The sequence below is a fragment of the Bradyrhizobium erythrophlei genome, assembly GCF_900142985.1.
Taxonomy (GTDB): domain Bacteria; phylum Pseudomonadota; class Alphaproteobacteria; order Rhizobiales; family Xanthobacteraceae; genus Bradyrhizobium; species Bradyrhizobium erythrophlei_B.
On record NZ_LT670849.1, the window covers coordinates 7,223,581 to 7,250,551 of the forward strand.

28 protein-coding genes and 2 pseudogenes are annotated in these 26,971 nt (G+C 62.8%); 22 read left to right on the forward strand and 8 right to left on the reverse strand.

All coding sequences use genetic code 11. From position 1 onward, the window contains the following. Positions 1-70 precede the first annotated feature (70 nt). The 6 genes from accB (at position 71) to aat (ending at position 5,938) form a co-directional block, all read left to right on the forward strand. Complete coding sequence (gene accB, locus BUA38_RS34720; RefSeq protein ID WP_072825253.1) at positions 71-562, forward strand: acetyl-CoA carboxylase biotin carboxyl carrier protein; 492 nt, start codon at positions 71-73, stop codon at positions 560-562. 77 nt (positions 563-639) lie between these two features. After that, on the forward strand, positions 640-1,989 hold the full coding sequence (accC, locus tag BUA38_RS34725) for an acetyl-CoA carboxylase biotin carboxylase subunit (RefSeq protein WP_072825255.1): 1,350 nt from the start codon (positions 640-642) through the stop codon (positions 1,987-1,989). A gap of 189 nt (positions 1,990-2,178) precedes the next feature. Continuing rightward, positions 2,179-3,666: a sensor histidine kinase gene (locus BUA38_RS34730; protein ID WP_244553139.1), complete on the forward strand. Its 1,488-nt coding sequence runs from the start codon at positions 2,179-2,181 to the stop codon at positions 3,664-3,666. Next, entirely contained in the window at positions 3,663-4,103 is a 441-nt protein-coding gene (locus BUA38_RS34735) for a response regulator (RefSeq protein ID WP_072825257.1), read from the forward strand. The genes BUA38_RS34730 and BUA38_RS34735 overlap by 4 nt, the downstream gene beginning before the upstream one ends. Continuing rightward, positions 4,100-5,203 (forward strand): sensor histidine kinase, encoded by a 1,104-nt coding sequence (locus tag BUA38_RS34740; protein WP_072825259.1) that lies wholly within the window; start codon positions 4,100-4,102, stop codon positions 5,201-5,203. Before BUA38_RS34735 ends, BUA38_RS34740 begins: the two co-directional genes overlap by 4 nt. A 57-nt stretch (positions 5,204-5,260) precedes the next feature. Further along, complete coding sequence (aat, locus tag BUA38_RS34745; RefSeq protein WP_072825261.1) at positions 5,261-5,938, forward strand: leucyl/phenylalanyl-tRNA--protein transferase; 678 nt, start codon at positions 5,261-5,263, stop codon at positions 5,936-5,938. 172 nt (positions 5,939-6,110) lie between these two features. Here aat and BUA38_RS34750 read toward each other — a convergent pair whose 3' ends face one another. After that, positions 6,111-7,100 carry a DUF2155 domain-containing protein gene (locus BUA38_RS34750; protein WP_072826672.1) on the reverse strand — a complete coding sequence of 330 codons (990 nt, stop codon included), beginning with the start codon at positions 7,098-7,100 and terminating at the stop codon, positions 6,111-6,113. Between the two features lie 194 nt (positions 7,101-7,294). Here BUA38_RS34750 and BUA38_RS34755 point away from each other — a divergent pair, with 194 nt between their 5' ends. Next, a complete protein-coding gene (locus BUA38_RS34755; RefSeq protein WP_072825263.1) occupies positions 7,295-8,242 on the forward strand; it encodes an alpha/beta hydrolase in 948 nt (315 codons plus the stop codon). A gap of 182 nt (positions 8,243-8,424) precedes the next feature. Next, positions 8,425-8,829 carry a hypothetical protein gene (locus tag BUA38_RS34760; protein ID WP_072825265.1) on the forward strand — a complete coding sequence of 135 codons (405 nt, stop codon included), beginning with the start codon at positions 8,425-8,427 and terminating at the stop codon, positions 8,827-8,829. On the opposite strand, the gene BUA38_RS34765 is transcribed toward BUA38_RS34760, so the two are convergent. Continuing rightward, the gene (locus BUA38_RS34765; RefSeq protein WP_244553140.1) at positions 8,771-9,427 is read right to left on the reverse strand and encodes a TetR/AcrR family transcriptional regulator; all 657 of its coding nucleotides are present in this window, start codon (positions 9,425-9,427) and stop codon (positions 8,771-8,773) included. The genes BUA38_RS34760 and BUA38_RS34765 overlap by 59 nt on opposite strands. 492 nt (positions 9,428-9,919) lie before the next feature. Here BUA38_RS34765 and BUA38_RS34770 point away from each other — a divergent pair, with 492 nt between their 5' ends. The 5 genes from BUA38_RS34770 (at position 9,920) to BUA38_RS34790 (ending at position 15,355) form a co-directional block, all read left to right on the forward strand. After that, the gene (locus BUA38_RS34770; RefSeq protein ID WP_072825269.1) at positions 9,920-10,723 is read left to right on the forward strand and encodes an SDR family NAD(P)-dependent oxidoreductase; all 804 of its coding nucleotides are present in this window, start codon (positions 9,920-9,922) and stop codon (positions 10,721-10,723) included. Between the two features lie 38 nt (positions 10,724-10,761). Then, positions 10,762-11,892, forward strand: a complete 1,131-nt coding sequence (locus BUA38_RS34775) for a DUF5938 domain-containing protein (RefSeq protein WP_072825271.1) — start codon at positions 10,762-10,764, stop codon at positions 11,890-11,892. A 58-nt stretch (positions 11,893-11,950) separates the two neighbouring features. Next, a complete protein-coding gene (locus BUA38_RS34780; protein WP_072825273.1) occupies positions 11,951-13,477 on the forward strand; it encodes an acyl-CoA synthetase in 1,527 nt (508 codons plus the stop codon). Between the two features lie 195 nt (positions 13,478-13,672). After that, entirely contained in the window at positions 13,673-14,344 is a 672-nt protein-coding gene (locus tag BUA38_RS34785; protein ID WP_072825275.1) for a hypothetical protein, read from the forward strand. Positions 14,345-14,665: 321 nt separating this feature from the next. Continuing rightward, complete coding sequence (locus tag BUA38_RS34790) at positions 14,666-15,355, forward strand: DJ-1/PfpI family protein (RefSeq protein ID WP_072825277.1); 690 nt, start codon at positions 14,666-14,668, stop codon at positions 15,353-15,355. Positions 15,356-15,396: 41 nt separating this feature from the next. Here BUA38_RS34790 and BUA38_RS34795 read toward each other — a convergent pair whose 3' ends face one another. Then, the gene (locus BUA38_RS34795) at positions 15,397-16,815 is read right to left on the reverse strand and encodes a DHA2 family efflux MFS transporter permease subunit (RefSeq protein ID WP_072825278.1); all 1,419 of its coding nucleotides are present in this window, start codon (positions 16,813-16,815) and stop codon (positions 15,397-15,399) included. Positions 16,816-16,961: 146 nt separating this feature from the next. Between BUA38_RS34795 and BUA38_RS37380 the strand changes: the two genes are divergently transcribed. Beyond that, on the forward strand, positions 16,962-18,020 hold the full coding sequence (locus BUA38_RS37380) for a medium chain dehydrogenase/reductase family protein (protein ID WP_072825280.1): 1,059 nt from the start codon (positions 16,962-16,964) through the stop codon (positions 18,018-18,020). A gap of 92 nt (positions 18,021-18,112) precedes the next feature. Here BUA38_RS37380 and BUA38_RS34805 read toward each other — a convergent pair whose 3' ends face one another. Beyond that, positions 18,113-19,009 carry a LysR family transcriptional regulator gene (locus BUA38_RS34805; RefSeq protein WP_072825281.1) on the reverse strand — a complete coding sequence of 299 codons (897 nt, stop codon included), beginning with the start codon at positions 19,007-19,009 and terminating at the stop codon, positions 18,113-18,115. A 262-nt stretch (positions 19,010-19,271) separates the two neighbouring features. Here BUA38_RS34805 and BUA38_RS34810 point away from each other — a divergent pair, with 262 nt between their 5' ends. The 6 genes and pseudogenes from BUA38_RS34810 to BUA38_RS34835 all read left to right on the forward strand — a co-directional run bounded on the left by BUA38_RS34810 (position 19,272) and on the right by BUA38_RS34835 (position 22,177). Then, entirely contained in the window at positions 19,272-20,006 is a 735-nt protein-coding gene (locus tag BUA38_RS34810; protein WP_072825282.1) for an SDR family NAD(P)-dependent oxidoreductase, read from the forward strand. 133 nt (positions 20,007-20,139) lie between these two features. Continuing rightward, positions 20,140-20,748 carry an NADPH-dependent F420 reductase gene (locus tag BUA38_RS34815; RefSeq protein ID WP_072825283.1) on the forward strand — a complete coding sequence of 203 codons (609 nt, stop codon included), beginning with the start codon at positions 20,140-20,142 and terminating at the stop codon, positions 20,746-20,748. Positions 20,749-20,800: 52 nt separating this feature from the next. Beyond that, positions 20,801-21,394 carry a malonic semialdehyde reductase gene (locus BUA38_RS34820; RefSeq protein ID WP_072825284.1) on the forward strand — a complete coding sequence of 198 codons (594 nt, stop codon included), beginning with the start codon at positions 20,801-20,803 and terminating at the stop codon, positions 21,392-21,394. 7 nt (positions 21,395-21,401) lie between these two features. Next, positions 21,402-21,617 (forward strand): annotated as a pseudogene (locus BUA38_RS34825) (SDR family oxidoreductase); the annotation flags it as partial. After that, positions 21,613-21,762: pseudogene (locus BUA38_RS38400) on the forward strand (nuclear transport factor 2 family protein); the annotation flags it as partial. The pseudogenes BUA38_RS34825 and BUA38_RS38400, both read left to right, overlap by 5 nt. Positions 21,763-21,886: 124 nt before the next feature. After that, complete coding sequence (locus tag BUA38_RS34835; RefSeq protein ID WP_072825285.1) at positions 21,887-22,177, forward strand: hypothetical protein; 291 nt, start codon at positions 21,887-21,889, stop codon at positions 22,175-22,177. 95 nt (positions 22,178-22,272) lie between these two features. Here the strand turns inward: BUA38_RS34835 and BUA38_RS34840 are convergent, their stop codons facing one another. After that, the gene (locus BUA38_RS34840; protein WP_072816060.1) at positions 22,273-23,685 is read right to left on the reverse strand and encodes an IS1182 family transposase; all 1,413 of its coding nucleotides are present in this window, start codon (positions 23,683-23,685) and stop codon (positions 22,273-22,275) included. Here BUA38_RS34840 and BUA38_RS37385 point away from each other — a divergent pair. Next, positions 23,684-23,893, forward strand: a complete 210-nt coding sequence (locus BUA38_RS37385) for a hypothetical protein (protein ID WP_156898879.1) — start codon at positions 23,684-23,686, stop codon at positions 23,891-23,893. The genes BUA38_RS34840 and BUA38_RS37385 overlap by 2 nt on opposite strands. A 114-nt stretch (positions 23,894-24,007) precedes the next feature. Continuing rightward, positions 24,008-24,472, forward strand: coding sequence for a DUF992 domain-containing protein (locus BUA38_RS34845; protein WP_244553349.1), 465 nt, complete (start codon positions 24,008-24,010; stop codon positions 24,470-24,472). 310 nt (positions 24,473-24,782) lie between these two features. On the opposite strand, the gene BUA38_RS34850 is transcribed toward BUA38_RS34845, so the two are convergent. The 3 genes from BUA38_RS34850 to BUA38_RS34860 form a co-directional block, all read right to left on the reverse strand. Next, positions 24,783-25,487 (reverse strand): HAD family hydrolase, encoded by a 705-nt coding sequence (locus tag BUA38_RS34850; RefSeq protein WP_276328176.1) that lies wholly within the window; start codon positions 25,485-25,487, stop codon positions 24,783-24,785. Further along, positions 25,469-25,879, reverse strand: coding sequence for an NADH:ubiquinone oxidoreductase subunit NDUFA12 (locus tag BUA38_RS34855; protein WP_072825286.1), 411 nt, complete (start codon positions 25,877-25,879; stop codon positions 25,469-25,471). Before BUA38_RS34855 ends, BUA38_RS34850 begins: the two co-directional genes overlap by 19 nt. Before the next feature lie 106 nt (positions 25,880-25,985). Next, entirely contained in the window at positions 25,986-26,828 is an 843-nt protein-coding gene (locus tag BUA38_RS34860) for a helix-turn-helix domain-containing protein (RefSeq protein ID WP_072825287.1), read from the reverse strand. Between the last annotated feature and the right edge of the window lie 143 nt (positions 26,829-26,971).

A 26,971-nucleotide genomic window follows, 5' to 3' on the forward strand; every position in this document is an offset into this window, starting at 1 on the left:
AGACAAGCCTTGAACGACAAGACCCGACGGTCTCCTTAAAACCACGAGATAGAAAGTTCTGGATTAGATCATGGCGCGCCAGCCTGAGGACAAAGCAGCCGCAAAGTTCGCAACCAGCGACGGAGCGCTCATTCGCGAACTCGCCTTGTTGCTGGACGAGACCAGTCTGACCGAGATCGAGATCGAGCGCGCCGGCCTTCGCGTGCGTGTGGCGCGCAACGTCAGCATAGCCGCTTCGCTGCCGGCCGCAGCCCCCCTCGCCGCTGCAGCGGCGCCCGCGCCAGCGGCTGCAAGCGCGCCGGCTGCCGCCGCCGATTTCAGCAAGCACCCGGGCGCTGTTCCCTCGCCGATGGTCGGCACCGCCTATTGGTCGCCTGAACCCGGCGCCAAACCGTTCATCGAGGTTGGCAGCAAGGTATCGGCCGGACAGACGCTCCTGATCATCGAAGCCATGAAGACGATGAATCAGATTCCCTCCCCGCGCGCCGGCACCGTCACACAGATTCTGGTCGAGGACGGCCAGCCCGTGGAGTTCGGCGAGCCGCTGGTGATCATTGAATAGAGGCCGCGCAACGAACCGCAGGCAGCGTCAGATAGGCTGCGCTCGATGCCGGCTCACCATTCGCTTCTTGGGACGCCATGTTTGACAAGATCCTGATAGCCAACCGTGGTGAAATCGCGCTGCGCATCCTGCGCGCGTGCAAGGAGCTTGGCATCTCGACGGTCGCGGTGCATTCGACCGCAGACGCCGACGCCATGCATGTGCGGCTTGCGGACGAGAGCGTCTGCATCGGTCCGCCGCCGTCAAAGGACAGCTATCTCAACGTGCCGGCGCTGCTGGCGGCCTGCGAAATCACCGGCGCCGACGCCGTGCATCCCGGCTACGGCTTCCTGTCGGAAAATGCGCGCTTTGCCGAAATTCTCGGCGAGCACAATCTGCATTTCATCGGTCCGAAGGCCGAGCACATCCGCCTGATGGGCGACAAGATCGAGGCCAAGAAAACCGCCAGACGCCTCGGTATTCCCGTGGTGCCCGGTTCGGACGGCGCTGTCGCTCCCGGAGATGACGCCATGGCCATCGCGAAGGAGATCGGCTTTCCGGTACTGGTAAAGGCGGCCGCGGGCGGCGGAGGCCGCGGCATGAAGGTGGCGCAGACTGCGCAGGATCTCGCGCTCGCGCTCTCGACCGCCGCGAACGAAGCCAAATCCGCCTTCGGCGACGCCTCCGTCTATCTCGAAAAATATCTTCAGAAGCCCCGCCATATCGAAATCCAGGTGCTGGGCGATGGCCGCGGCGGCGCCATCCATCTCGGCGAGCGCGATTGCTCGCTGCAACGGCGGCATCAGAAGGTGTGGGAAGAAGGCCCCTCGCCTGCGCTCGATGCGGCCCAACGCAACCGGATCGGCGGCATCGTCGCCAAGGCGATGCAGGAGATGAAATATCTCGGCGTCGGCACCGTCGAATTTCTGTACGAGGACGGCGAGTTCTACTTCATCGAGATGAACACCCGCATCCAGGTCGAGCATCCCGTGACCGAGATGATCACGGGGATCGACCTCGTGCTGGAGCAAATCCGCATCGCCGCCGGCGGCGATCTGCCGGCCACGCAGGACCAGGTCCAGATCAACGGCCACGCCATCGAATGCCGGGTCAATGCCGAGAACCCCGTGACCTTCCGTCCCTCGCCCGGCAAGATCCTGCAATACCATCCGCCCGGTGGCCTCGGCGTGCGGATCGATTCCGCCGTGTACCAGGGCTATGTGATCCCGCCCTATTACGATTCACTCGTCGGCAAACTGATCGTGCACGGCAAGACCCGGGCCGAATGCCTGATGCGGCTGCGCCGCGCACTCGATGAAATGGTGGTGGAGGGAATCGAAACCACGCTGCCGCTGTTCCGCGCTTTGGTGCGGGAGACCGATATTATCGACGGCGATTATCATATTCACTGGCTCGAGCAGTACCTGGCCGGCCAGACGGCGAACTGAAGGCCATCGGCGTACCAGCCGGGTGGTTCCAATCGCGGAACCAAAGCAACGCTCGCACGTTTTGATCGAGCGGAGTATTTCCGTCAGGATCTTTATTGTCCCGATTATCCCGCCAGGGGGTTTTTGATTTCGTCTAGCGAGACAATTGGCAACCCGGGCGCGCCGGTTGGGCGCGCCATTTGGCAAACCTTGCTGCTTGCAGCGGGATTTCTCGTGCTGGTCGCCGTCAGCGCGCTCTCGGTCATCCTCGTCGACCGCGCCCGTGAAGACAACGACTGGGTCGTGCATACGGTCGAGGTAGAGAACCAGATTTCGACCCTGCTCTTGCGCATTCGCACCACCGAGAGCGCCGCGCGCGGCTACCTTCTCACGGAAGAACAGCGCTTTCTTGCGGAATACTCGGCCTCGGCCTCCAACGTCCATTCCGATATCGATGAGCTGATCAAGCTGGCGGGCGACAATCCGGTCCAGATCGCCAATTCCAACCGACTGCGGGAACCGGTCCAGGCGCGGCTCGACGAATTCGAACGGGCCATCGGCTATGCCAAGCGGCATGATACCGCGGGCGGCATCGCTATGCTGCGCTCGTCGGACACCGGCGAAGCGGTCCGGCGCATCGAGGACGTTGCCGGGCAGCTGCGGGCCGAAGAAGAGCGGCTGTTTGCGCTGCGTACCGAGACCGCCGACCGCACCGAACGCCTGGCCTCCATCGTGACGGTGGTGGGGTCGGGCCTCGTCATCCTGCTGGCCGGCATCTCCGTGTTCCTGGTGCGGCGCTCGACCCGCGCACGCGATGAAGCCGAAGCGGCATTGCGCGACAGCAACCTCAATCTCGAGGCCACCGTGGACGAGCGCACCACCGACCTGCGCGAGGCCAATAACGAAATCCAGCGCTTCGCCTATATCGTGAGCCACGACCTTCGTTCGCCGCTCGTCAACATCATGGGATTTACCAGCGAGCTCGAGGAATTGCGCACCGATATCTTCAAGCGGATCGCGGGGCTTCATCTTGCGGCGACAGCGGAGGCGGCTTTGCCGGAAACAGGAAGCGACGCCGAGCCCGCGCTGGAGTCCCAGGACAAGCAGTTGCTTTCGAACTTTTCCGAAGCGCTCGAATTCATCAAATCGTCGATTGCAAAAATGGACCGGCTGATTTCGGCCATCCTCAACCTGACGCGCGAGGGACGGCGCGAATTCGATCCGGTCCGGATTGACGTGAGAGAACTGATCGAGGCGATCGTGACTACGGTGGCGCATCAGTCAGCGGAGGCTGAGGCGCAGATTCATATTGAGCCGTTGCCGGACATCACCAGCGACCGCCTCGCATTGGAGCAGATATTCTCCAACCTGATCGATAACGCACTCAAATACCTCAAGCCCGGCGTTCCCGGCGAAATTTCGGTGCGGGGCCGCACCAAACTCGGCTATGCGATCTTCGACGTCACCGACAACGGCCGCGGCATCGACCCGAAAGACCATCAGCGCATTTTCGATCTTTTCCGGCGGGCCGGCCTCCAGGACAAGCCCGGGCAAGGCATTGGCCTTGCCCATGTCCGCACCCTTGTGCGGCGGCTCGGCGGCACCATGTCGGTGGCATCGGAACTTGATAAAGGCAGCACGTTCACAGTAACCCTTCCTGTCAAGTGGAACGCCAATCAACGGAACAGGGATTCATGAGCAAACCGGTTTCCATCATCATGATCGAGGATGACGAGGGCCACGCCCGTCTGATCGAACGGAATATCAGGCGTTCCGGCGTCAATAACGAAATCGTTCCGTTCAGCGACGGCACCACGGCGGTACGTTATCTGTTCGGAAACGATGGCTCCGGTCTCGATCACAAGGGAGAAGCCCTGCTGATCCTGCTCGATCTGAACCTGCCCGACATGGGCGGCATCGAGATCCTGCAACGGGTCAAGGAAAACAAGCATCTCAAGTCGACGCCGGTCGTGGTGCTGACGACGACTGACGACTCGCAAGAGATCAAGCGCTGCTATGAACTCGGCTGCAACGTCTACATCACCAAGCCGGTCAATTACGAAAGCTTCGCCAACGCCATTCGTCAGCTCGGCTTGTTCTTCTCGGTCATTCAGGTGCCCCCTGCCGCCATATGAACTCTGAGACGCCCACCCTGCTCTATATCGACGACGACAAGGCCTTGGCACGTCTTGTCGATCGCGGTCTGACGCGGCTTGGGCTGAAGGTCGTGCATGCGAACGGCGGAACGGAAGGGTTGGAGCGTCTGGCCCAGGGTGGCATCGACGTCATCGCGCTCGATCAGTACATGCCGGGTCTCGATGGACTGGAAACGCTTGAGCGGATCATGGCGATCCCGAGTGCCCCGCCAGTGGTGTTCGTCACCGCCTCGCAGGATTCCAAGATTGCGGTCACCGCGCTCAAGGCCGGCGCGGCCGACTATCTGGTCAAGGATGTGCATGGCGACTTCGTTCCCCTGCTCCAGGTCGCCGTAGACGGCGCGCTGCGGCAGGCGCGCCTGCAAAAGGCCCGCGACGACGCCGAGGCCGAGGTGCACGCCTCGCGCGACCGCTTTGCGGCGCTTGCCGCCGAGCGCGAGGTGCTGTTGCGCGAAGTCAATCACCGCGTCGGCAACAGCTTGCAGATCATCGCCTCGCTGTTGCATCTGCAAGCAAGTTCGGCCGCGGAGGACGACGTCAAGGCCGCGCTCACCAACGCCATGGGCCGCGTCGCCGCCGTGGCCCAGGTTCATCGGCGACTCTATACCTCGCACGACCTGAAAAGCGTGGTGCTGAACCAGTATCTCGACGCCTTGCTCGAAGATCTCCGGCGATCGGCCGAAGGCAACAAGATGTCGCGCCTGACCGTGAAGTCTGAACCGATCGAGATCGATCCCGATCGCGCGGTTGCGATCGGAATCATCGTCAACGAGCTGGTGATGAACGCGGTGAAATACGCCTATCCCGATGGCGCCGGTCCCATTCATGTCGACCTAGTGGCCCGCGGCCCCGATCTCGAACTGTCGATCGCCGACAACGGCGTCGGCCTCAACGCCAAGACCGATCCGCGCTCGACCGGCATGGGCCAGCGCATCGTCAGCGCGATGGCGACAAAGCTTTCCGCCAGCGTCGAGCGTGACCCGGCCCATTCCGGCACAAGGATCGTGCTTCGCTTTCCGCGGACCGCCAGCAAGCCGCCCGCCAAGGCCGCCCCCGAGACGGCGAACCAGCACTCGTAACGTTTTGCCGCAAATGTTTTGCCGCACAGGTCGCGGAAGCCTGCTAACCTTTACATCGTGATGTCGCGCGACGCTGCCAATTCAGAAATCACGCCCGAAGTGCTGCTGCGCGCCTATGCCTGCGGCATCTTCCCGATGGCCGAGAGCGCCGATGATCCCAGCCTGTTCTGGGTCGAACCGGAAATGCGCGGCGTGATTCCGCTCGACGGCTTTCGTATCGCCTCGCGCCTCGCCCGCACCGTGCGCTCCGATGCCTTTACGGTGACGGCCGACCGCGCCTTCAAGGCGGTGATCGCCGGCTGTGCCGCGCCCCAGGCGGGCCGCGACGATACCTGGATCAACAAGCGGATCCGCGATCTCTACGTCGGACTGCACGGATTGGGACACGCGCATAGCGTCGAGGTCTGGAAAGACGATGATCTCGTCGGCGGGCTTTACGGCGTCAATCTCGGCCGCGCGTTCTTCGGCGAGAGCATGTTTCACCGCGCCCGCGACGCCTCGAAGGTCGCGCTCGTGCATCTGGTCGCACGCCTGATCGCCGGCGGCTTTGAATTGCTCGACACACAATATGTGACCGAGCATTTGCGCAGTTTTGGCGCGGTCGAAATCCCCCGCCGCCGTTACACTGCGCTTCTCGACAAGGCGCTCAAGGGCGAAGCTGATTTTTACAAGCTGCCGGCTGATGTGCCACTCGGCGGCGCGCATGCGCTGGAAATCATCGCCACACGCGGCTAAAGCGTTTTCAAGCGAAGCCGCCTTTGCCAAAGCTTCGGCGGCCGGGTGAGCTAGTGGCCCGGCGAAGTCGTGGTGGAGACGGGTGGGTGCCGGTTCGCGTGAAGAAAACGCGCCAAAAAATCAAATCCCCGGCTTGATTGAATCAAACCGGATAGCCCCAGGCGATCAAGAATTACTGCCGGAAGATCCCGCCGAACAGGCCGCCCGATTGCGGCGGAGGTTGCGGCTGCGGCGGCGGTGGCGGCTGATATTGCGCCTGAGGCGGCGGCAGCGGCCGCGGCTGTTGCTGCACCTGTTTCGGCGCCGGTTGCCGTTTTGGCGCGGGCGGCGGCGGTGGCTTCGGCGCATCCGGTTGCACGCTGACGACCGTGGTGTCCGGCAGTTTGCAGTCGGTCAGCCAGATATCATAGATCGGATGCTCGACGCCGTGCAGGCCCGGGCTTGCCGCAAACATCCAGCCTGAAAAAATCCGCTTCACCTCGCCCTGCAAGGTGATTTCGTCGACCTCGACAAAGGCGTCGGTGTTGGCCGCTTCGGTCGCCGGCCGCGTGTAACAGGCGTCGGTCTTGACGCGCAGCGCGCCGAACTGAACGGTCTCGCCGATGTCTTCATCGAAGTTGATGATGCGGCCGGTGATCTTGTCCAGGCCTGAGAAACTCGCCTTCTTGTTGACGATCTTCTGCGCCGGCGGCTCGGTCACGACCTCGTCGCCCGGCTGCAAGGTCGCAGGTGCCGGCGGCACACCCTTTTGTCCCGGACGCAGGCCCGGTTGAACGTTGGCGCCGGGTGGTGCAACCGCGACATTCTGATTGGGCTGCGGCACGCCCGCAGCAGCAGGAGCTTGCGGGTTTTGCGGAACGACCGTCGTGCCGGGCGGCGGAGCCAAAGGCTGCGACGTCACCGCTCCCGGCGCCGGCACACCCTGGCCCGGCAGCGGCCGGTTAGGCGCCGGCAACAAACGGCCGCGCGGCAGTTCCGGCACCTCTTCTTCGTCGTCGGGTATTGCCTGCTGCTGCTGTTGGCCGCCACGGGGAACGCTGCCCGGCGGTCGCGGCTGATCCGAAAAGATATTGCCAATCTGCGCGTGCGCCGGCGGCGCAAGCGAGACCGTCAAGCCCGCGACAAGGGCTACAAATATCGTCAGGAACAGGGTTCGGATCATCTCGCGGATATAACAAGCGAATCGGGCATCCGACACTGAAAAGCTTACCGTCGCGCCCATGCCGTTCCGGTTAACACGCCGAATACGGCGGGGAAAGGGCGGCTATAGGCCGCGTCGGATGGGAGGCTGGCCAGCTCCCCCGGTCGATGGAATAGTCGCGTCCGCCAAGGCCGCCCGCCCCGGGGTACCGTCTTATGTCCGTCACCCTCGATCCCGACGCCGCCCTCGTCTACAAGGCGTTCCAGGATGCCGGTCGACCGGCCTATGAGACACTCACGCCTTCCGAGGCGCGCGAATATTACCGCCAGGCCCGCCTCGTCACCAATCCCGATCCGCCGCTTCTGAAATCGGTCGAGCCGCTGGCGATCACCGCGCCCGGCGGCACGATCCCCGCGCGGATCTACCGGCCGGGAACGCTGCGGCAATCGAACGGCCTGTCGCCATGTCTGGTGTTCTTTCACGGCGGCGGCTGGGTCATCGGCGATCTCGACACCCATGATGTGGTGTGCCGAAAGCTGGCCGACGAAGGCCAGCTTATCGTCATCTCCGTCGATTACCGCCGCGCCCCCGAACACAAGTTTCCCGCCGCCGTCGATGATGCCATTGCCGCGACTGCATGGGTTGGGGATCATGCCGACCAACTCGGCATCGACACCGCGCGGCTGATCGTCGGCGGTGACAGCGCCGGCGGCAATCTGGCTGCGGTGGTTGCGATCGCAGCGCGCGACGGCAACGGCCCTTCGATTTCAGGACAGGTCCTGATCTATCCCGCGACAGATTTTGCGATGACGCATCCCTCGCATCGCGAGCTTGAAGCCAGCATCCTGTTGACGCACAGCGTGATCCGCTGGTTTGCCGATCATTATCTCAACGACACCAGCGATATCGAGAACTGGCGCGCCTCGCCTGCCCGCGCCAAAACCCTCGCCGGCCTGCCTCCCGCTTATGTCGTGACCGCGGGCGCCGATCCCCTGCGCGACGAAGGCGAGGAATACGCCAAACGGTTGACCGATGCGGGCGTCGCTGTGACCTATCAAACCTTTCCCGGCCAATTCCATGGCTTCTTCACCATGGGCAAACTGCTCGATCAGGCCAACGTCGCCGCGCGCGACATCGGCGCGTGGCTGCGCACGCTGAGCTAGGGTATGTACTCGTAAAGGCCAGGCGTCGGCTTTCGGAGCTTTGGTGGAAACCTTAGGCGCGCGAACGACGGGTTGGTCTGCTTTGCCCCTCTGGATTCGGACGCCAACCTGTTCGGCTATGGCGAGCACATCATCGACCTCGATGCCGGGGTATCTCACAGTGCTAGACCGGGAGACGTCTCATGCAAGCGGCAAAATGGGTGGCCAGAATCGGCGCCGGCTTTTACGTACTCTGGGGCATCTTCCATTTGGTGGCAGCGAATTCGGTCTTTGCTCTCGCTGAGCAGTCGACCGGGATGGTTCGCGGCCGGCTCCAGCAGGACGCCTTCTATCTTCTCTTCTTCGCGATAGCGGGTGTCCTGATAGCGGTGATCCTGAATTGGCGGAACGGCAAACAGGGCTATTGGATGAACGGTGCCCTTTTGGCGGTTGCCGATATCCCATTCATACTATTCGTGCTGGTTCCCGGCCTCATTCCTTGGTGGCCCGGCTTGGCAGGGCCACTACTCTGGCTGGCGGCGTTCATATTCACGTCCGTGGGCCGCTTCTCGCCGCTCCGCCCGCGATACGCGTCATCACGAGTCTGACGTCAGCCTGCATATTATGGATCGCGCCTGGATCGCCGCAGAGATGTTTCAGGAGATAGTTCTGGAACAGTCCGTCGATGGCGGCATAGGCCGCCGAGGGCGTCACTCCAAGTGTCACCCCGCCGAGTTCAGCCAACCGAGACACGATCCGCCAGATCATATCCTCGAGGCTCTTGTCGATCTCCGCGACGTCGGTCCGAAAAGCGACCTCGAACATCGCCTGGGCACGGATGTCGTACCACAGGCGGTGCAGGTGGCCCTCTTCGCGCAAGGTGATCGCGAGCGCGGAGAGAAAGCCTTCCAGCAACTCGTCGGCTGACGTCGCGCGTGCCGTCACCTCGTCATAGCGCGTGACGCAATGGGCCTTGTATTGCCGGACGCTGCACAAGATCAGATCGAACTTGTCGGTGAAGTAGTAATGGAGAACGCCGTGCGTGAACGCGGAATTCTGGGCGATCTCGCGCAAGCTCGTCCGCGCATAACCCAGCTCTGACAACGTCTGCAACGTGGCTTCTGCAAGTTCGGCGCGGCGTTCGGCGAACTTGTCGACCGGTTGCCGCGGCAGTCGCGCCAGTTTCGTCACGGTTCGGGAACTCATCATATCCTGCTGTTGCATCTCGGTTTATCGACGCACCATACGCGAGTCCATCCGCCCAGGCGAGCGCGCCTGGACGAGTGTATAAAAATAATCTTGACACTCGTATAGAAAATTCTTGACGATTGTCAAATTTTTGGCATCCTCTCTTTCACCACGACAAAAGTCGGGTTTCGGGAGGAGACGATGGGTCAGTTGACGGGCAAATCCGCCCCGGTGACGGCTTGCGCGCACCCGCAGGATCTCGCGGCCGCCAAAGGTCAGTCAGATGACCCGCCCAGGTCTCGTTGTGGACGGCGGCACGACCGCCTGATTGCATTTCTCAGCCAGCGCCCCACACACAGTTTCAAGCAGTCCGGACAGTCGCGGGCTCCGATCAGGAGCAGCACTTCGGCGCGCCCTGCCCCTCACATCTTTTGGAAGGCCAAGTTCGACGGCTCGTAAGGCGCCGATCAACAATCAGAACAACAATCACAAGCAACGGAGGAGGACGTCATGAGTGGGAAGACCCTGGAAGGCCGCAAAGCCCTGGTCACCGGCGGCGCGAGAGGAATCGGCGCGGCCATCGCGCAGGCACTGGCGCACTCCGGCGCCTCGGTCATGATTGGCGATATCCTGGAGGATGCCGGCCGCGCCAGCGCCGAGGCCATCGCCAAGGAAGGCGTGAAGACAGGCTTCGTACAACTCGACGTCACTGACGACGCGCAATGGGAGCGGGCTGTCGCTGCCACCGTCGCAAGGCTCGGCGGCTACGACATCCTCATCAACAATGCCGGCATCGAGATCACCTCGCTGGTCAGCGAGATCAGGGCCGAGGACGCGCGGCGGATGTGCGACGTCAACATCGTCGGCACCGTGCTCGGCATGAAGCACGCACTTCGTGCGATGAGGCCGGGCGGACCGGCCGGCAAGGGCGGCGCGATCGTCAACATCGCCTCGGTGGCTGCAACAATCGCCTTCCCGAGCATCGCGGTCTATTCCGGCACCAAATCCGCAGTCGATCGCATGACGAAAGTCGCGGCAATGGAAGCCGGCAAGCTCGGCTTCGGCGTGCGCGTCAACTGCATCTATCCCGGCCTGATCCCGACCGACATGGGCCTGCAGCTCGCCAATGACATTGTGAAGATCGGCCTTGCGGCTGACGTCAACGCCGCGGTCGGCTCGGTGGTGGAGCAGACACCGCTCGGCAAGCTCGCCGAGGTCGGCGATATCGCGGATGCCGCGGTGTTCCTCTGCTCGAACGAGGCCCGCTTCATCACCGGCATCGGCCTGCCGGTCGACGGCGGCATGGGCATGTAGCAACGCGCTTCACACAATCATCATTTGGGAGGATCGCAATGAGCGAGAAGAAACCTGTCGTCGTCTATGGCGCTTCCGGCTACACCGGCCGGCTGGTGTGCGAATATTTGCGTGAGTACAACATCCCCTTCATCGCCGCCGGCCGTAGCACCGGGAAGCTCGACGCCGCGATGAAGGCGAACGTGGCCGGCATCGAGACCGCCGACTACGAGGTGGTGGAGGTACCGCACACCGTGGCCGTGCTGACCGAATTGTTCAATGGCGCCTCGGTGGTGCTCAACACAGTGGGTCCCTTCGCCAAGTTCGGCGGCGAAGTGGTGCAAGCCTGTTGGGCTTCCAGATGCCACTACACCGACACCACCGGCGAGCAGGACTGGCTGATCACGCTCGATCAAGAGTGGGGCACGAAGTTCGCCAATGCCGGCCTGCTGCTGGCGCCGGGCATTGCGCAAATGTACACCACCGGCGAGATCGCCGCGCAGCTATGCCTGGAGACGCCCGGCCTCGACACGCTGGATATCGCCGTGTTCTGGGGCGGCAGCCCGACCATCGCCTCGACGCAGACCATCCTGGTCAACGCTGCCATGGCCAAGGCCTACTACCTCGAGCAGAACAAGTATGTCGAGCATCAGCCCGACGCCGGCCTCTACAATCTCGCCATTCCCGGCCAGCACGAGCTGGCGCTGGCGCTGCCCTGGGGCGGCACCTCACACCCGGTGTGGTTCAAGCGCGATCCGCGCGTGGCCAACGTGAAGGTACTGGGCGGCGTCTTCAATCGCGCGCTGATGCTGGGCGTGCCGCAGATCGTCGCTGCCGCGCTAGAGGCGACCAAGGACATGAAGCCCGACGAGCGCTACGCGGCGTTGGCGCAGACCGCCGCCGGCGTGATGAACACGATGCCGCCGCGCGAGAACCCGCGCGTCAACAAGTCGTTGGATTCGGTGCATGCCTCCGGCCCGTTGGGGCGCGCGCACTGCATCATCTACGGCAACAGCAACTACAAGCAGACCGGCATGCTGCAAGCCTATGCCGCGTTTGCGCTGCTGCAGCAGCCGCCGAAGCGCACCGGCTTCGCCTCCGGATGCCAGGCGTTCGGTCATCGCGAGCTGCTCGGGCAGTTGCGCAGCTTCGGCCTCGTCAGCAAGCCGATCCTGACCGTGCAAGACTGAACCATAACGGGTGACGCGGCAGCCGCGTCACCCGCTTTTGCTTATGTTGGGGTTGGCCATGCGTTTCATCGATTACCTCGACAAGGGCGCATCGCTTGGCATCGAGGCGCCCTGCCTCACCATGGACGGACGCGATCTCAGCTATGGCGACGTCCAGAAGCTGAGTTACCGGATCGCGCGCGCGTTTGAACGATCGGGCATCGCCCCGGGCGAGAAGGTTGCGATCCTGTCCGGCAACGATCCACTCGCTTTCAGTTGCGTATTCGGCATTTCGCGCGCCGGCGCCGTCTGGTGCCCGATCAATCCGCGCAACGAGGCGGCCGAAAACAAGTTCATCCTCGACGGGTTCGATTGCAGCCTGTTGCTGTTTCATTCGAGCTTTGCCGCAATGGTCGAGACCGTGCGGCAGGATCTGCCCAAGCTGCGCACGCTGGTGTGCCTTGATCAGGAAATGCCGTTCACGCCGTCGTTCGAGCGCTGGCTCAGCGGTCTCTCCGATGATCCATATCAGCGCGAGGTGGTCGACGATCTCGCGATGATCCCGGGCACCGGCGGCACCACCGGCAAGCCGAAGGGCGTCATGCTGTCGGGCCGCAACATCGAAACGATGACCGCGCTGACCCTGATGGGCTATCCGTTCAAGGGCCGCCCGGTCTATCTCGCCTTGGCGCCGCTGACGCACGCGGCCGGCGTGCTCTGTTTCCCGATCATGACGCTCGGCGGCCGCATCGTGATCATGCACCATCCCGATATCGGCGAATTCCTCGATTTGATCGAGCGCTATCGCGTCACGCACACCTTCCTGCCACCGACCGTGATTTACATGCTGCTCGATCATCCGAAGCTCGATCGCTCAAGGCTCGGCTCGCTGCAATGCTTCTGGTACGGCGCGGCGCCGATCTCGGCCACGCGGCTTGCGGAGGCGTTGCAGCGGATCGGACCGATGGCGCAGCTGTTCGGCCAGACCGAAGCGCCGATGATGATCTCGATGATGGCGCCCGAGGAGCACTACAATCCCGACGGCACGATTGCGATGCGGCGGCTGTCCTCGGCGGGCAGAGTAAGCCCGCTGGTCCAGGTTGCCATCATGGACGCGGACGGCAAAATCCTGCCGACGGGGGAACGCGGCGAGATCGTGGTGCGCGGCCCGCTGGTGATGGAGGGCTACTACAAGAATCCGCAAGCGACCGCGGAGGCCTCGGCGCATGGCTGGCACCATACGGGCGATATCGGCCACATCGACGGCGATGGCTATCTCTACATTGTCGATCGCGCCAAGGACATGATCATCACCGGCGGCTTCAACGTCTACTCGATCGAGGTGGAGAACGCGCTGCGCGCGCACGACTCGGTGCAGGATTGCGCGGTGGTCGGCCTGCCTGACGACAAATGGGGCGAGAGAATCGTCGCGGTGGTGCAGCCGCGTGCGGGCCAGAGCGTCGATCCGACGGCGCTCCTAGCCTTCGTCAAGCAGCAGATCGGCAGCGTCAAGACACCAAAGCAAATCGAGGTGTGGGACAGCCTGCCTCGCTCGAAGGTGGGCAAGGTGCTGAAGCCCGACATTCGCGAGCGGCTGACGCGCTGATCGCGACTCCTTTTCGTGTCTGCTTGTAAACGTCGGTCAGCCCTCCGCGGCGATACGGATCGCCCAAACTTTTTGATGGCGTGACGTTGCCGGAACGTCGTCAGAAGTCGCCAGCAACAAATCTCCCGCCGGCGAGTGAGGATTCATTAACCACGTACATTCGAGGATCGCCTCGGGCCTTTTGGGGGATATTGGATGTCTTCAATCTCGGGACTTGGATCGAGTCAGTACACCTACAGCAGCCCGCTTCAGCAACTGGAAGCGGAGCTTCAATCTGAAGTTTCGGCTGGCACCGTCAGCTCAACCGACCAGTCCGCGCTCTCCTCGGCGCTGACGAGCATCGACAGTTCACTGTCGGCTGGTCAATCTTCGTCCGGTTCGCAGGCCGCGGGTTCTGCGGGCAGCGGAGACACCGGTCCCGGCGACATCAAGTCGAAGATCAACAGCCTCATCCAGGCCCAGGTCTCCAGCGGCGCGTTGACAAGCGATCAGGCCACCGAGTTGCAAAATCTCTTCGCCAACACGTTCGGCAATGGCCACGGAGGTCAGGGCGGGCCCGGCGGACCCGGTGGTGGACCAGGTGGCCCGCAGGGTGGCCCTCCTCCCGGACCGCCTCCGTCCGGAGGCGGTTCAAGCTCTTCGTCTTCGAGCGCAACGTCAGCACTCCAACAACTGCTCGATAGTTCGTCGTCCAGCTCGACCGACGGTTCCAGCGACAGTTCGTCGAGCAACAGCTCCTCACTCGGCAACGTCTTGCAGGACTTCCTCAAGCTGCTTCAGGACGCGCAATCCCTTTCATATGGCGCCAACGGCACGACAACCGCGTCGAGCACAGCTGCATCAACGCTGATCAACTATCAGGCCTGAGCAAGAGCTCGAGGATACGAGTACCAAACGAAGAAGCCCCGCCAGCGACTAGTGGTCCAATTCTAACATTCGCATCCCTTCTCAGCGCGCACTTTTGCGAATGTTAGAATTAAAGGACCACTAGGAATATAAGTTTCTAGTGGAGTGGATTTGACATTCGCTCGACGAACTCGCGGCCAGGCGGGAAGCGAATGTCAAATCCACTCCACTAGCGGGGCTTTTTATTTGATCGCTCATGTCCAGAATGAGGGAAATACGCCGTTGTCATGCGAGGCTATCGTGCGAGACTTGTCGCTCCCATGAACTTCAAGGCGCCCCCTCATGCCGCTTCAGATCGGAATTGTCGTCTTCCCGAAAGTGACGCAGCTCGACTTCACCGGCCCGCTACAGGTGTTCTCGAGCCTAGCCGATACCAACGTGCATCTGATCTGGAAGCGGATCGAGCCGGTGGCGAGCGACACCGCGCTCACGGTCCTGCCGACCACAAGCTTTGCCGATTGCCCACCACTCGACGTGATCTGCGTCCCCGGCGGTGCGGGCACCGACGACATGGTTGTTGACGCGGAGATGCTCGACTTCCTGCGCGCGCAAGCCAAGACCGCCAAGTACGTCACGTCGGTCTGCACGGGATCGCTGGTGCTTGGCGCCGCCGGACTGCTTGACGGATACAAGGCCACCACGCACTGGACCGCGGTCGGCTATCTCGAGGGTTACGGCGCGCTGCCGACCAAGACGCGGGTGTGCGTCGACCGTAACCGCGTGACGGGCGGCGGCGTGACCGCCGGAATTGATTTTGCGTTGACGCTGGTTTCGATTTTGGTCGACCGCCCGACCGCGGAAATGATCCAGCTTCGGCTCGAATATAATCCGGCACCTCCGTTCACGTCAGGCTCGCCCGACACGGCGCCACCGGAAGTCATCACGCGCCTGCGGCAGACGAATCCGGCGGGCCAGGCGCGCCGCAAGGCCAACAATCAGCAAGCGGCCGCGGCGCTACGTGCTCACGGCTAGGGAACAATCTCGTCGCAGGCTCGTCATCGTTGTGTCGATGGTCAGGCTTTCCCCGCCGGCGCAATCAATATCGCAGCGCTCGCCGCTGCTGCCGCGCAGATGACTGCGCCCATCGTTGCGGCTACTCCAAAAGCTGAAAGCAGAGCAGGTCCGGATGCCGCTACCACGGGTCCAATAAGGGCTGTCGCTACGAGTCCGCCGGTACGCGCCACCGCGCTGTTCAGCCCGGATGCCGCACCCGTGTGGCCGCTGTCGACGGACATCAGCACCGCTGTCGTGAGCGGGGCGACCGCACAGGCCATTCCCAAGGCAATCACGATCATCGCGGGAAACACCCCAAGCCAATAGCTTGTGGCCGAGCCGATCCGCAGCATCATGAGAAGGCCGGCCGCAACGATGACCGGTCCTGTGATCAACAGCCATCGCGGACCCACCTTTGCCGCCAACGCACCGGCGGCAGGCGATGCTACAGCGATAACCAGCGGCAGGGGCAGTAGCGCAGCGCCGGCCTGCGTCGCGGCGTACCCGTTGGCTTGAATCAATACATAGGGCACCAGCACGAACATGCCGCCGAGCGCGCCGTACAGCAGGAACGTCAAGAGCGTGAGGCCGATAAAGCTGCGGGACCCGAACAGCGAGAGCGGCATCATGGCCATATCGCCCAGCCGTCGCTCCGCAGACAGGAACAGGAGCGAGATGATCAAGCCCACCCCGAGGACGACGAAGGCGGAAAGCGACCAGGCCCGACCGGATCCTTCAGTCAACGCCCAGGTCGCAAGGCCCAAAGCAGCCGTGATCAGTGCTCCACCCAACCAGTCGAGACTGCCGGCGGTATCGTCGACGTCCGTGTCGACATAACGCGACGCTAGCGCGACCGCAGCTATGGACAACGGAACGTTGATCAGAAAGGCAAGGCGCCAACTGCCGGCATCGATGAGCCAGCCGCCGAGAACGGGTCCGACCGCAGCCGCAGCCGCTCCAGTCGCCGCCCATATGCCGATCGCGCGGCCTTTCGCCTCGCCAGCGAAACTCTGGCCTAGGATCGCGAGACTGTTTGGCATCAGCATGGCGGCGCTCGCACCCTGCACGAAGCGAGCAAGCAGCAACAAGATAAGGCTCGGCGCCATCGCGCAAGCCAGAGAAGCGATGCCGAACAAAAGAACGCCCGCGATCAAGAGGCGACGGCGCCCGTACCGGTCTCCCGCTGCTCCTCCCAGCAAAAGCAGCGCGCTCAAGGGAAGCAAATAGGCATTGACGACCCACTGCAGGCCGCTGGCGTCCGCGTGGAAACTCCGACCAATCGCCGGTAGCCCAACATTCACGACCGAACTATCGATGAACGCCAAACTCGATGCCAGGATCGTCGTCGCGATTACGAGGCGAGGATACGCGGGCGATCGCGTCCCTTCGGCTGCTCGCGCGGTCGCAGCGTCGAAGGGGACGTGAATGGCGTTGCTCATTTGCGGTCAATGTAGGGCGCACATGCTGGGAGAACCAGCGGGAACAGGCGGAGCCGCTTTGGCTCTTACGGTTGGACGACTTAGCGAGGCAGCCCCGGCGACCAATTAAGCTCGCTGACGAGCATCGGACATGCCAAGCTGGTCCCATGTCCTGGCAGCATGTTCGCATATCCCGGTTCGGTGGCCCCGAGGTCCTGGAGCTCGCGGAAGAGACTACGATTCCCGATCCCGGCCCGGGCGAGGTGCGGATCAAGGTTCTCGCAGCCGGGACCGGCTTCACCGACAGCTTTATCCGGCGCGGCCGCTATCTGGATTTCAAGGGACCGCTGCCATTCACGCCGGGCTACGATCTGGTGGGCGTTGTCGAGAAGGCCGGCCCGGGCGTGAGCGCGCCACTTGAAGGCGAGATGGTTGCCGATCTCTGCGTCGTCGGCGGCTACACGCAATATGCCATCCGGCCCGCGCGCTTCCTCGTGCCCGTTCCGGATGGCGTCGATTTGTCGGAAGCGGTTTGCATCCCGCTCGCCTACCTGACCGCCTTCCAGATGCTCACGCGCTATCGCAGCTTTTCGCCCGGCGAGACGATCCTCGTCATCGGCGCGTCGGGCACGGTCGGCACCGCCCTGCTCGATCTGGCGCGTCATTTCGGCCTGAAGGCGATCGGCACCTGCTCGGCAGCTAACGTTGCCGTCGTCGAGAAATTCGGTGCTGTTGCAATCGACTATCGCGCCGGGGACTTCGTTGCTGCCGTGCGCAAACTCACGGCGGAACGAACGGGCGGCGCCGGCGTCGATGCGGCATTCGATGCGATGGGTGGCTCACACTTCGCGCGATCGTTCGCCTGTCTTGCGCCGGGCGGCATGCTCATTGGCTACGGCGCGCAGACGATGGCAATCGGGCACGAAAACCTCATCGCCGCCGGACTTGGAATGGCGCGGTTGAAGCTATGGGGCGCGTTGAGTTTCCTGTTCCGCGGCCGTCGTGCTCTTTTCTACAGCATCACCGATCGCCGCCAGTCGCACCCCGACGAGTTCAAGGCCGATATGCTCGCCTTGTTCGAGTTACTGCGCAGCGGCGCGATTCATCCCGTTGTCGTCGCTCGCGAACCGTTGTCCGCGGCAAAAGATGTTCACACGCGCATCGACGCGGGCGGGTTCGGCGGCAAGATCGTGCTGCTGCCATGGCAAGGGGAACCATCCCGCTAACGTGGAACACTCGTGCGGCGAATTTGAAATTCCTATCAGTTCGCCGCGAGTTCGATAGGAACTTCAAATTCAAAGCCGCACCTAGCCGCGTGTCAGTCGCGCGATACGGACAGTCCCGCGAGAAGCGGCGCGTACGCGGCGAGCCTGTGGGATACGAACTCCGAGAAGAGCCGCACGCGCTTCGTCTTGCGTGTCTCCCCCTGTGTGAGAAGCCAGACCGTTCCGTACATGTGCAGGTCGGTGCCCGGCACTCTCACCAGCAGCGGGTCGGCATCGCCGACGAAGCAAGGCAGTGTCGTGATCCCGAGCCCTTGCCGTACAGCAACGATCTGCGCCCCGGCGTCACTGGTCCTGAATGGAACCCCCGTGGTGCGAACCTCACCCTCGCTGGCCCAATCCGGAATTCCATGAATGCTGATGACGATCCAGCGGATGGGATCAGGCGCGCCCGCACGCCACGCGGCAAGTCGATCGCGGGACATGTAGACGCCGCCGAACAGCTCCGGTCCCTTCAGGCCGTGAAGATTGAGCGGCAGGGTTTTGCGGTCGTAGACGACGCGGATCGCCACGTCGGCCTCCCGGTTGGTCAGATTTGCCAGCTCGCCGAACGACAGGATTTCCATCTCGATGTCCGGATGCTGACGCGCAAAATCCGCGAAGTCCGGCATGAGCAGGTGTGTCGCGAGCGGCGGCGCCAGCGTCACCCGCAGACGCCCGCGCACGCTCTGGTCGCGCCCGAAGACCCGCGTCTCCAGCTGGTGCGACGACGCTTCCATCTGGTCCGCGAACTCGAGGACCTCCTCGCCTGCAGCCGTCAGGCGGTAGCCCGAAGGCAGTTTTTCGAACATGTGCCCCCCGAGGCGTTCCTCGAGCTGGGCGATGCGCCGCAGCACTGTCGCGTGGTTCACACCGAGGCGCTCGGCGGCGGCCCGCACCGAGCCTCCGCGAGCGACGGCAAGAAAGAAGCGAACGTCATCCCAGTCGATCATGGTGCAATCCCGCACCACACGGGTGCTTTTTTGAAGCTGTATCCGGCACATCGTGCGACGATATAAGCGATTTTTCCCACTCTTCCATAGGAAGGTAACCCGATGTCGAACGGCATGCCGATCGGTGTCGGGTGCTCAACTGGATGATTTTCGCACCACCGATGTGCGTTTTTCCGCACTGAATTGCGGACGGTGGCGGTCCCATGTCGAGGTCCTCGGGAATGTCCCCGAACGATCAAGGCGGAGCCTCGAAGGACAGATCATGGGTAAGCTCGAAGGTAAGGTTGCAGTCATCACGGGTGGATCGAGCGGCATGGCGCTGGAGGGCGCCAAGCGGTTCGTGGAAGAAGGCGCTTACGTTTTCATAACGGGCCGGAAGCAGGAGAAGCTCGACGAGGCCGTCAAGCTGATCGGCCGCAACGTGACCGGCGTGCGCGGCGACGCTGCTAATCTCGACGACCTCGACCGCCTGTTCGAAACCGTTAAGCGGGAGAAGGGCAAGATCGACGTCCTGTACGCGAGCGCCGGCATGGGCGACGCCGCCCCGTTGGGCCAGATCACCGAGCAACATTTCGATTCGACCTTCGGCTTGAATGCGCGCGGCACCTTGTTCACGGTCCAGAAGGCGCTGCCGCTGCTCAAGGATGGCGGCTCAATCTTCATGACCGGATCGGTCGCCTCGCTCAAAGGTTTTCCCGGCTACAGCGTCTATGCGGCGAGCAAGGCGACGCTGCATGCGTTCGCCCGCGGGTGGCTCAACGAATTGAAGGGCCGGAATATCCGGGTGAACGTGCTGCACCCGGGGCCGGTCGCCACGCCGATGCAGGACGAGGTGCTCACCGAGGACGCGAAGCGGATGTTCGAATCCTTGATCCCGCGGGGCACGATGGGGCGTCCCGAGGAAATCGCCGCGGTCGCGGTCTTCCTGGCTTCCGACGATTCCAGCTTCGTGAACGGGTTGGAGTTGTCCGTCGACGGCGGCTTTTCGGCCATCTGAAATCGCGCCCGATCGCGGCAACGCGCATCTCTCGAACGGCGGCCTGACTCGCGAGTGCCGCCACGCAGCCGAACGGACGATCGGCGTCATCGCAGATCGGGCGATCCACATCGAAACGGATCGGAGAATTACCATGAGCTACGCAATCATCGGCTTCGGCAAGATCGGCCAGGCGCTCGCCAAGGCGTTCGCGCGCAACGGCATCGAAGTGTCCGTCGCGACCACCCGCGATCCCGAAAGCTTCGCATCCGACACGGCCGCGATCGGCCCCACCATCATCCCCAAGAAGCTCGCGGAAGCGGTCGAGGCGGATGTCGTCTTCTTGGCCGTTCGTTTCGAGCAGTACCCGGATGTCGCGAAAGCGCTGCCTACCTGGCAGGGCAAGACCATCGTCGACGTGACCAACGCCTACGGCGTGCCTCCCGAGAAACTGGAGGGACAGCTCTCTGCCAAGGTCGTCGCGCAGGCTTTCGCCGGGGCGCGGCTCGTCAAGGGCTTCAACCACCTGAGCGCGACGGTCCTCGGCCAGGATCCGGCGGTCCACGGCGGCAGGAGGGTCGTGTTCCTGGCGAGCGACGATGACGGCGCCACGACCGACATCGGCGCGCTCGCGAAAGATCTCGGGTTCGCGCCGATCGACCTCGGCAGGCTTTCGGAGGGCGGAATGCTCGTCCATGGGCGCGGCAACAGTTGGGGCCGGCTGATCTTCAAGGACCTGGTCAAGTTCGACGACAAGTCCTGATCGCACGGCCCGACGATCGCACCATCTTCAACGATTTCGAAGGAATACATCCATGACCGCAGTTCTTTCCGACGATTCACTCGATCTGATCTTTCGCTCCGCCCGCACCTTCAACGGCTGGCTCGATCGTCCCGTCGATGACGCGACTGTCCGAGATGTCTACGACCTCATGAAGTGGGGACCGACGTCCGCGAACAGCAGCCCGGCGCGTTTCGTCTGGGTGCGCAGCACCGACGGCAAGGCGAAGCTCGCCGGACTGGCCGCCGACCTGAACAAGCCGAAGATTCTGGCGGCTCCCATCACGGTGATCGTCGGGCATGATTTGAATTTCGCCGGCGAATTGCCGAAGCTCATGCCGCACGCCGCCGAGATGATGCAGAAGTATTTCGCTCCGCCCGACGTGGCCGGGGCGACGGCGATGCGCAACGGGACGCTGCAGGGCGCCTATCTCATCGTCGCCGCGCGGGCGCTGGGACTGGATTGCGGCCCCATGTCCGGCTTCGACAACGTGGGCGTGGACAAGGCGTTCTTCGCGGGCACGCGGATCAAGTCGAACTTCATCTGCAGCATCGGACACGGCGATCCGGCTTCCGTCTTCCCCCGCAATCCCCGCCTGAGCTTCGAGGAAGCCGGTCGCTGGGCGTAGGCGCAGGTTTAGCGCCTACGCCGCGAGTAAGGCGGCTGTGCACAACTTCTCGCGCGCTTGGACGGTGGAGCTGAAAGACCGCAAAATCCGCGTGAATACGATGAGCCCCGGACCAACCGAGACCCCTGCCTTAGAGACAACGACGGGCCTTACGCCTGAGCAAGCCGAGCAAGCGGCCGGCCAATTCGCTTCACAGATCCCAATGGGTCGCAGGGGCAAGCCTGGTCGCCGAGGACATCGAGTGGATCATCCCGGGCGAGGAGTGGCCGCTGGCCGGAACGCACCGCGGACACGCAGGGCTGGCGGATTTGCTTGAGACGGCATCCAAGTCAATAGAAGCGTCCACGGAACCCCGGGAGTTCGTGGCGATATCATGCGAACCTCGGAATCGGAACTCTAGATAGTTTCGCGAAAACTCAAAAAGAATCTCCTGTTGTTCCCGCAACGACGTCGCTCCACGCAGGTTGGTTCTGCGAGGAAAGGAGCGAACTCATGCGAAAAATCATCCTGACTCTTGCGGCCGTTGCGGCTGTTGGAACGGCGGCCATTGCGCCGGCAGAAGCCCGCGGCTTTGGCAGAGGCGCCGGGATCGGTCTTGGCATCGGCGCAGCCGCAGTAGGCGCCGCAGTAGCAGCGGGTGCCTATAACAACGGCTACTACGGCCCAGGTTATGGCTACGGCTATGCCCCTGATTACGGGTACTACGATAACCCCGGCTATTATTACGATGATAGCCCGCGGGTCTATCATCGGCGCGTCTACCGCAGCTACGATGCCTGGTAGAACGAACAATCGGTAACACTGGAAAGCCCGGCTTCGCAGGCTGTGTGGAAACGAGAGGCTGCGGTGATCCGGGGCCTCTTTTTTAATTTTTAGGGTCAGGCGAGCCTAATCTTGAGGCTTTGCGAGCCGATGAGATTGATGACCCGCATGATGTTGTAGACAAGAACGCTGAGGGCGGCTTCAGTCTTGACGTTGGTAAGGCCTCGGGTGAGGAACCTGCCGCCAGCCGTCATCCGCTTGATGGTTCCGAACGGGTGTTCAGCCGCGCATCGCCGCTGCCGCATGAGGTGTGGATCGGCTTCGACGCGGGCATTCATGCGTTGAAGCGCGTCCTCGTAAAGGTGTCTTTGAACGAAGCGGCGCTCGACGCGGGTGCATCTCGGCTTGAGCGCGCAACCCGAACAATCGTCGGCGATATACAAGACGCTCTGCTTTCTGGTGAGGATTTGCTTGCGCACCAGTGTTCGGCCCGCCGGACAACGAAAACTGTCGGTTTGCGGCTCATAGATGAAGGCCGTGCGGTCGAAGAAGTCGCCTTGATTGTTGACGGCCCGGTTCGCTGGCACACAAGGCGTGATGCCATCGTTCTCGCAGGCTGCCGCGTCTGCTCCGTTCGAATAGCCAGCGTCCGCCACCACCGTGAGCGTATCGGCCGCCACCGCATCCTTCGTCGCCTTGGCCATCGGATGGAGCAGCCGGTTGTCGGTGGGTTCGGTTGTAACCTCATGGTGGACGATCAGCCCCGTCGCAGCATCGACCGCCGTCTGGACATTGTAGGAAGGAGGCTTGGAGCCTGCCCCTTTACCCATCGGCCGCGCATCGAGCTCACCTTCTACAAGACTAGTCCGATCTTCCGCCTTAAGTCGCGCCGCCAGAGCATCAAGGTCGGTGCGGCGTGCCCTGAGAGCCTGGAGAGCCGCAGCCGTTTGTTCCGCATCGCTATCGGCCCGCTCGCCCGCATCGATGCTGTCGAGGTTGGCAAGATAAGCCGCGATCTGTTGATCGATCCGGCCGGCCTCTTCGGCGACCTTGCGTTCGCCCATAATCCGCTTGGCGCTCGCCACCGCCCGGAACTTCGAACCGTCGAGGGCCACCAGACGGGCCGCAAATAGTCCCTGCTCGCGGCAGAACAGCACGAAGGCCCGGCATGCCCCTACGATCCCGGCTGCATTGTCCCGCCGAAAGTCCGCAATTGTTTTGAAGTCGGGGGCAAGCCGCCCCAACAGCCACATCAGTTCGACATTGCGCCGGCACTCGCGTTCCAGCTTGCGGCTCGAACGAACCTCGTTGAGGTACCCGTAGATATAGAGCTTCAGAAGATCGCGCGGGTCATAGCCGGGCCGCCCGGTCGCCGCCGGTGTCGCTCGAACCAAGCCGAGCCCGAACATATCGAGACCTTCAACAAAGGCATCGATTACCCGCACCGCCGCATCAGCGGCAACGTAATCATCGATCCGTGCCGGCAAAAAACTCGCCTGGTTACGGTCCCCACCTCGAATGTAGCGCATGAAAAAGGCCGCATCATTAATGATGCGGCCTCTCTATCTGATTTGCCCCAGTTCTCACACAGCCTGGAAATGGCCGGGCTTTTTCTTTATTGGCGAATTCTTTATTGGCGAAGCAACACGTTGGCGCATTCAATCATTACGTCGCGCCAAGCTTCTCTCGACCTCTTATGCCATTGAGGCAGGGCTTCAGCCGTGGCCCCCACGCTGAGGCCCTTTTCAATGACGACGGGAGATGGTCATAACGCAACGCTAGATCGAATCCCCGCGGCCAGAGAAACAGCGGGATCAACGGAGCAAGATGATGAAATCGAAACTCGGGCGTATGGTTGCTGTCCTTGTATTTGCCTCAACCGTTTCTGTCGCCAGCCAGGCGTCAGCGCAACAGCGGACAAAAGTCGGAACCTTGCGGTGTAATTTGGCGCCGTCGGTCGGCCTTATCGTGATCGAGCGTCAGAGACTGTCCTGCTCCTACACTCCGGACGGACCCTGGCCGCCGGAACGATACTTTGGAAGCGTCACCACAGTGGGCCTCGATCTCGGAATTAATCAGGGCGGGCGGATGGCGTGGGCGGTGCTTGCGCCGGTTGCCGGGCCCATTCGCGGCGGCCTCGCCGGCTCCTATGTCGGCGTCAGCGCGGATGCGGCCGTCGGCGTCGGACTTGGTGCAAACGCGCTTATCGGTGGTTCAAGGCGCTCATTTGCACTCCAACCGGTATCGGTGGAAGCCAACACGGGCCTGGACATCACCGCCGGTGTGTCGAAGCTTCGTCTGCGCTACGCGCCGTAATTCTCGCAACGAAAAAGGCCGCCCGGTTTCCCGAGCGGCCTTCCTGTCTTACGGTAGCCTCACATTTAACGGGCGATCTCAGGACGTCGTCATCCGGGGGCCTATCTCCCGGCTCATCCTGATCGGAAGCCGCTGCTTATCGGGTCAGTCGCGATCTGTTGCCCGATCCGTCCGCGGTGGTTTCCCATCTCCGTAAGATGACCCTACTAAGCCATCGCCCTCCGCGGGGCGCAACAGCGCTCTCTTCGTCGTCCCCGTTGATCCCGTTGTTCACAGGCACGCGGGCAGCGCACAACGGCATTTCAATATCTTAGTTGCGCAGGAGCGGACGAATGATGCGATCGAGTTCGGCGAAAGACTGCACAACATGATCGGCGCCGGCTTCTCTCAGCCGCGTATCGTGACCTGGCTGAACATGGCTCGCCGCCGTCAGCCCGATCGCGGTAGCGCCCGCGGCACGCGCACCCGTGATGCCACTGAGGCTGTCCTCGATCACGATGCAATCGGCGGGCGCGATGCCGAGTTGTTCGGCCGCGTACAGGAAAATGTCCGGATGCGGTTTGCCGCGCGCGACATTCGAGGCGCTGAATACGCGGCCTTCGAACAACGCCGCCATGTCGAGCACCTCGAGACTCAACGCCAACCGTTCGGGCGAGGATGACGAGGCGATGCAGTTCGGCACGTCGCGCCAGGCCGCGAGAAACGCGCGCGCGCCGTCGACCGGCTCTAGCCGCGCACGGAAGACGTCGAAGGTGCGGCGCTGATAGCTGTCGGCAAAGTCCGCCGGCAGCCTGCGGCCGGTCACGCGCTCGATGGTTTCGATCACCTCAACCAGCCGCTTGCCCATATAGGTGCGGTAGGCGTCGTCGACTGTTGTCGGCACGCCGAGTTCGCTGACAACATCGGCAATGACGGAATTGGACAGCACCTCGCTGTCCGCGAGCACGCCGTCGAAGTCATAGATGATGGCGCGGTGGGAAGCGCTCAGCTGCGAAGTCAGTTTCCTGGCGTCCAGGGCTGGTAGTCGCCGGTGGCCTTGGGCCGGCGGCCGCTGGCGAGCGTCGAGCCGGACGGGCGATAGGCGTTGGGCGTGCCGGTCATGTTCGGCACATGCGGCTTTTCCCACTCGCGGGCGACGTAGTTTTCCTCGGTCGGGGCGACGTCGACGGTGTGATGCATCCAGCCGTGCCATTCCGGCGGGATGCGGCTTGCTTCGGCATAGCCGTTATAGACGACCCAGCGGCGTTGGAAGTGGAGCGTCGGATCGATCTTGCCGCCCTTGGTGCGGTAGTAGCGGTTGCCCTGCTCGTCCTCGCCGACCAGCTCGCCGAACCGCCAGGTCCACAGCTGCGTGCCGAAGGTCTGGCCGTTCCACCAGGTGAACACTTTGAGGAAGAACTGCTTCATAGAGGCGAGCCGTTTCAAAGGGACGATTGAAGGCCCTGATGCCAGTTGCGGGCCGAATTGTCCAGTTGAGTAAGGGACAAAAGGCCGTGCAAAGGCCGGCCGCCGCTCACGACAGGCGCGACGAACGTCCGGTCCCCTGGCAATATTCGCGCGGCGTCACCCGCATGATCCGCTTGAAGTGACGGCTGAAATGCGCCTGGTCGACAAACCCCAGTTCGCCGGCCACGAATGCCGGCGCTATGCCTTGCCGCAACAACTGGCGTGCCCGTCCAATGCGAACCTGGAGGTGATAGGCATGCGGCGGCAGCCCGACCGTCCGCGAAAACGCCCGCACCAGCCAGAAGCGACTGACCCCGGCCGCGGCCGCCAGCTCCTTTAAGGTCACGGCGGCATCGCAATGCGCATGAAGATAGGATCGGGCACGCGCAACGGCGCGATTATGGTGGGCATCCGCGGATGGCTGCGGGGCGCGCTCGGCATGATCGAGCAACAGCCTGACGATGGCGGCCTGCAAGGTGTCGCGTTCAAGCGCCGGAGCATCGTCACGCTCCACCACCTCGCCGAGCCGCAGCACCGCCGCGGCGAGCCTCGGATCGTCCGCGCCCAGCGTGCGGAAGTGCGGGATGCCGGAAACGCCAAGTTCGTGGGCCGCTGCTGTCACCTCGCCAGCGGGGACCAGCACGACGCTGAAGGCATAGACCGGCGGAACCTCGAGCGTGTGATGCATCTCGCCGGGCTCCATCAGCATCACCACGGTCGGGCTGCGCACCGTCTCGACGCGTCCGCGATATTTCCAGACGTTGCCGTAGCCGCGGCAGGCACACAGCGTGTAGGTTTCGTGGCGAACGACCCACAGATGACACGACTGGCGGGCGATCAGATATTCCCAACCCTTCGGGCCCTCCGGCTGAAGCCAGACCACGCGTTCTCTGGGATCGTCGGGTAGCATGCCGCCGTCACTCCACGATCATGGCACGGTGCGTGGAAGACAATTCTATACAATATCGCCGCCTCCGGGAAAGTTACGGTTGCTGTCGAGACACGCAGAGGCTGCGTGGTCGCAACAGCCGAAAGGAACGACACCGTGAGGGA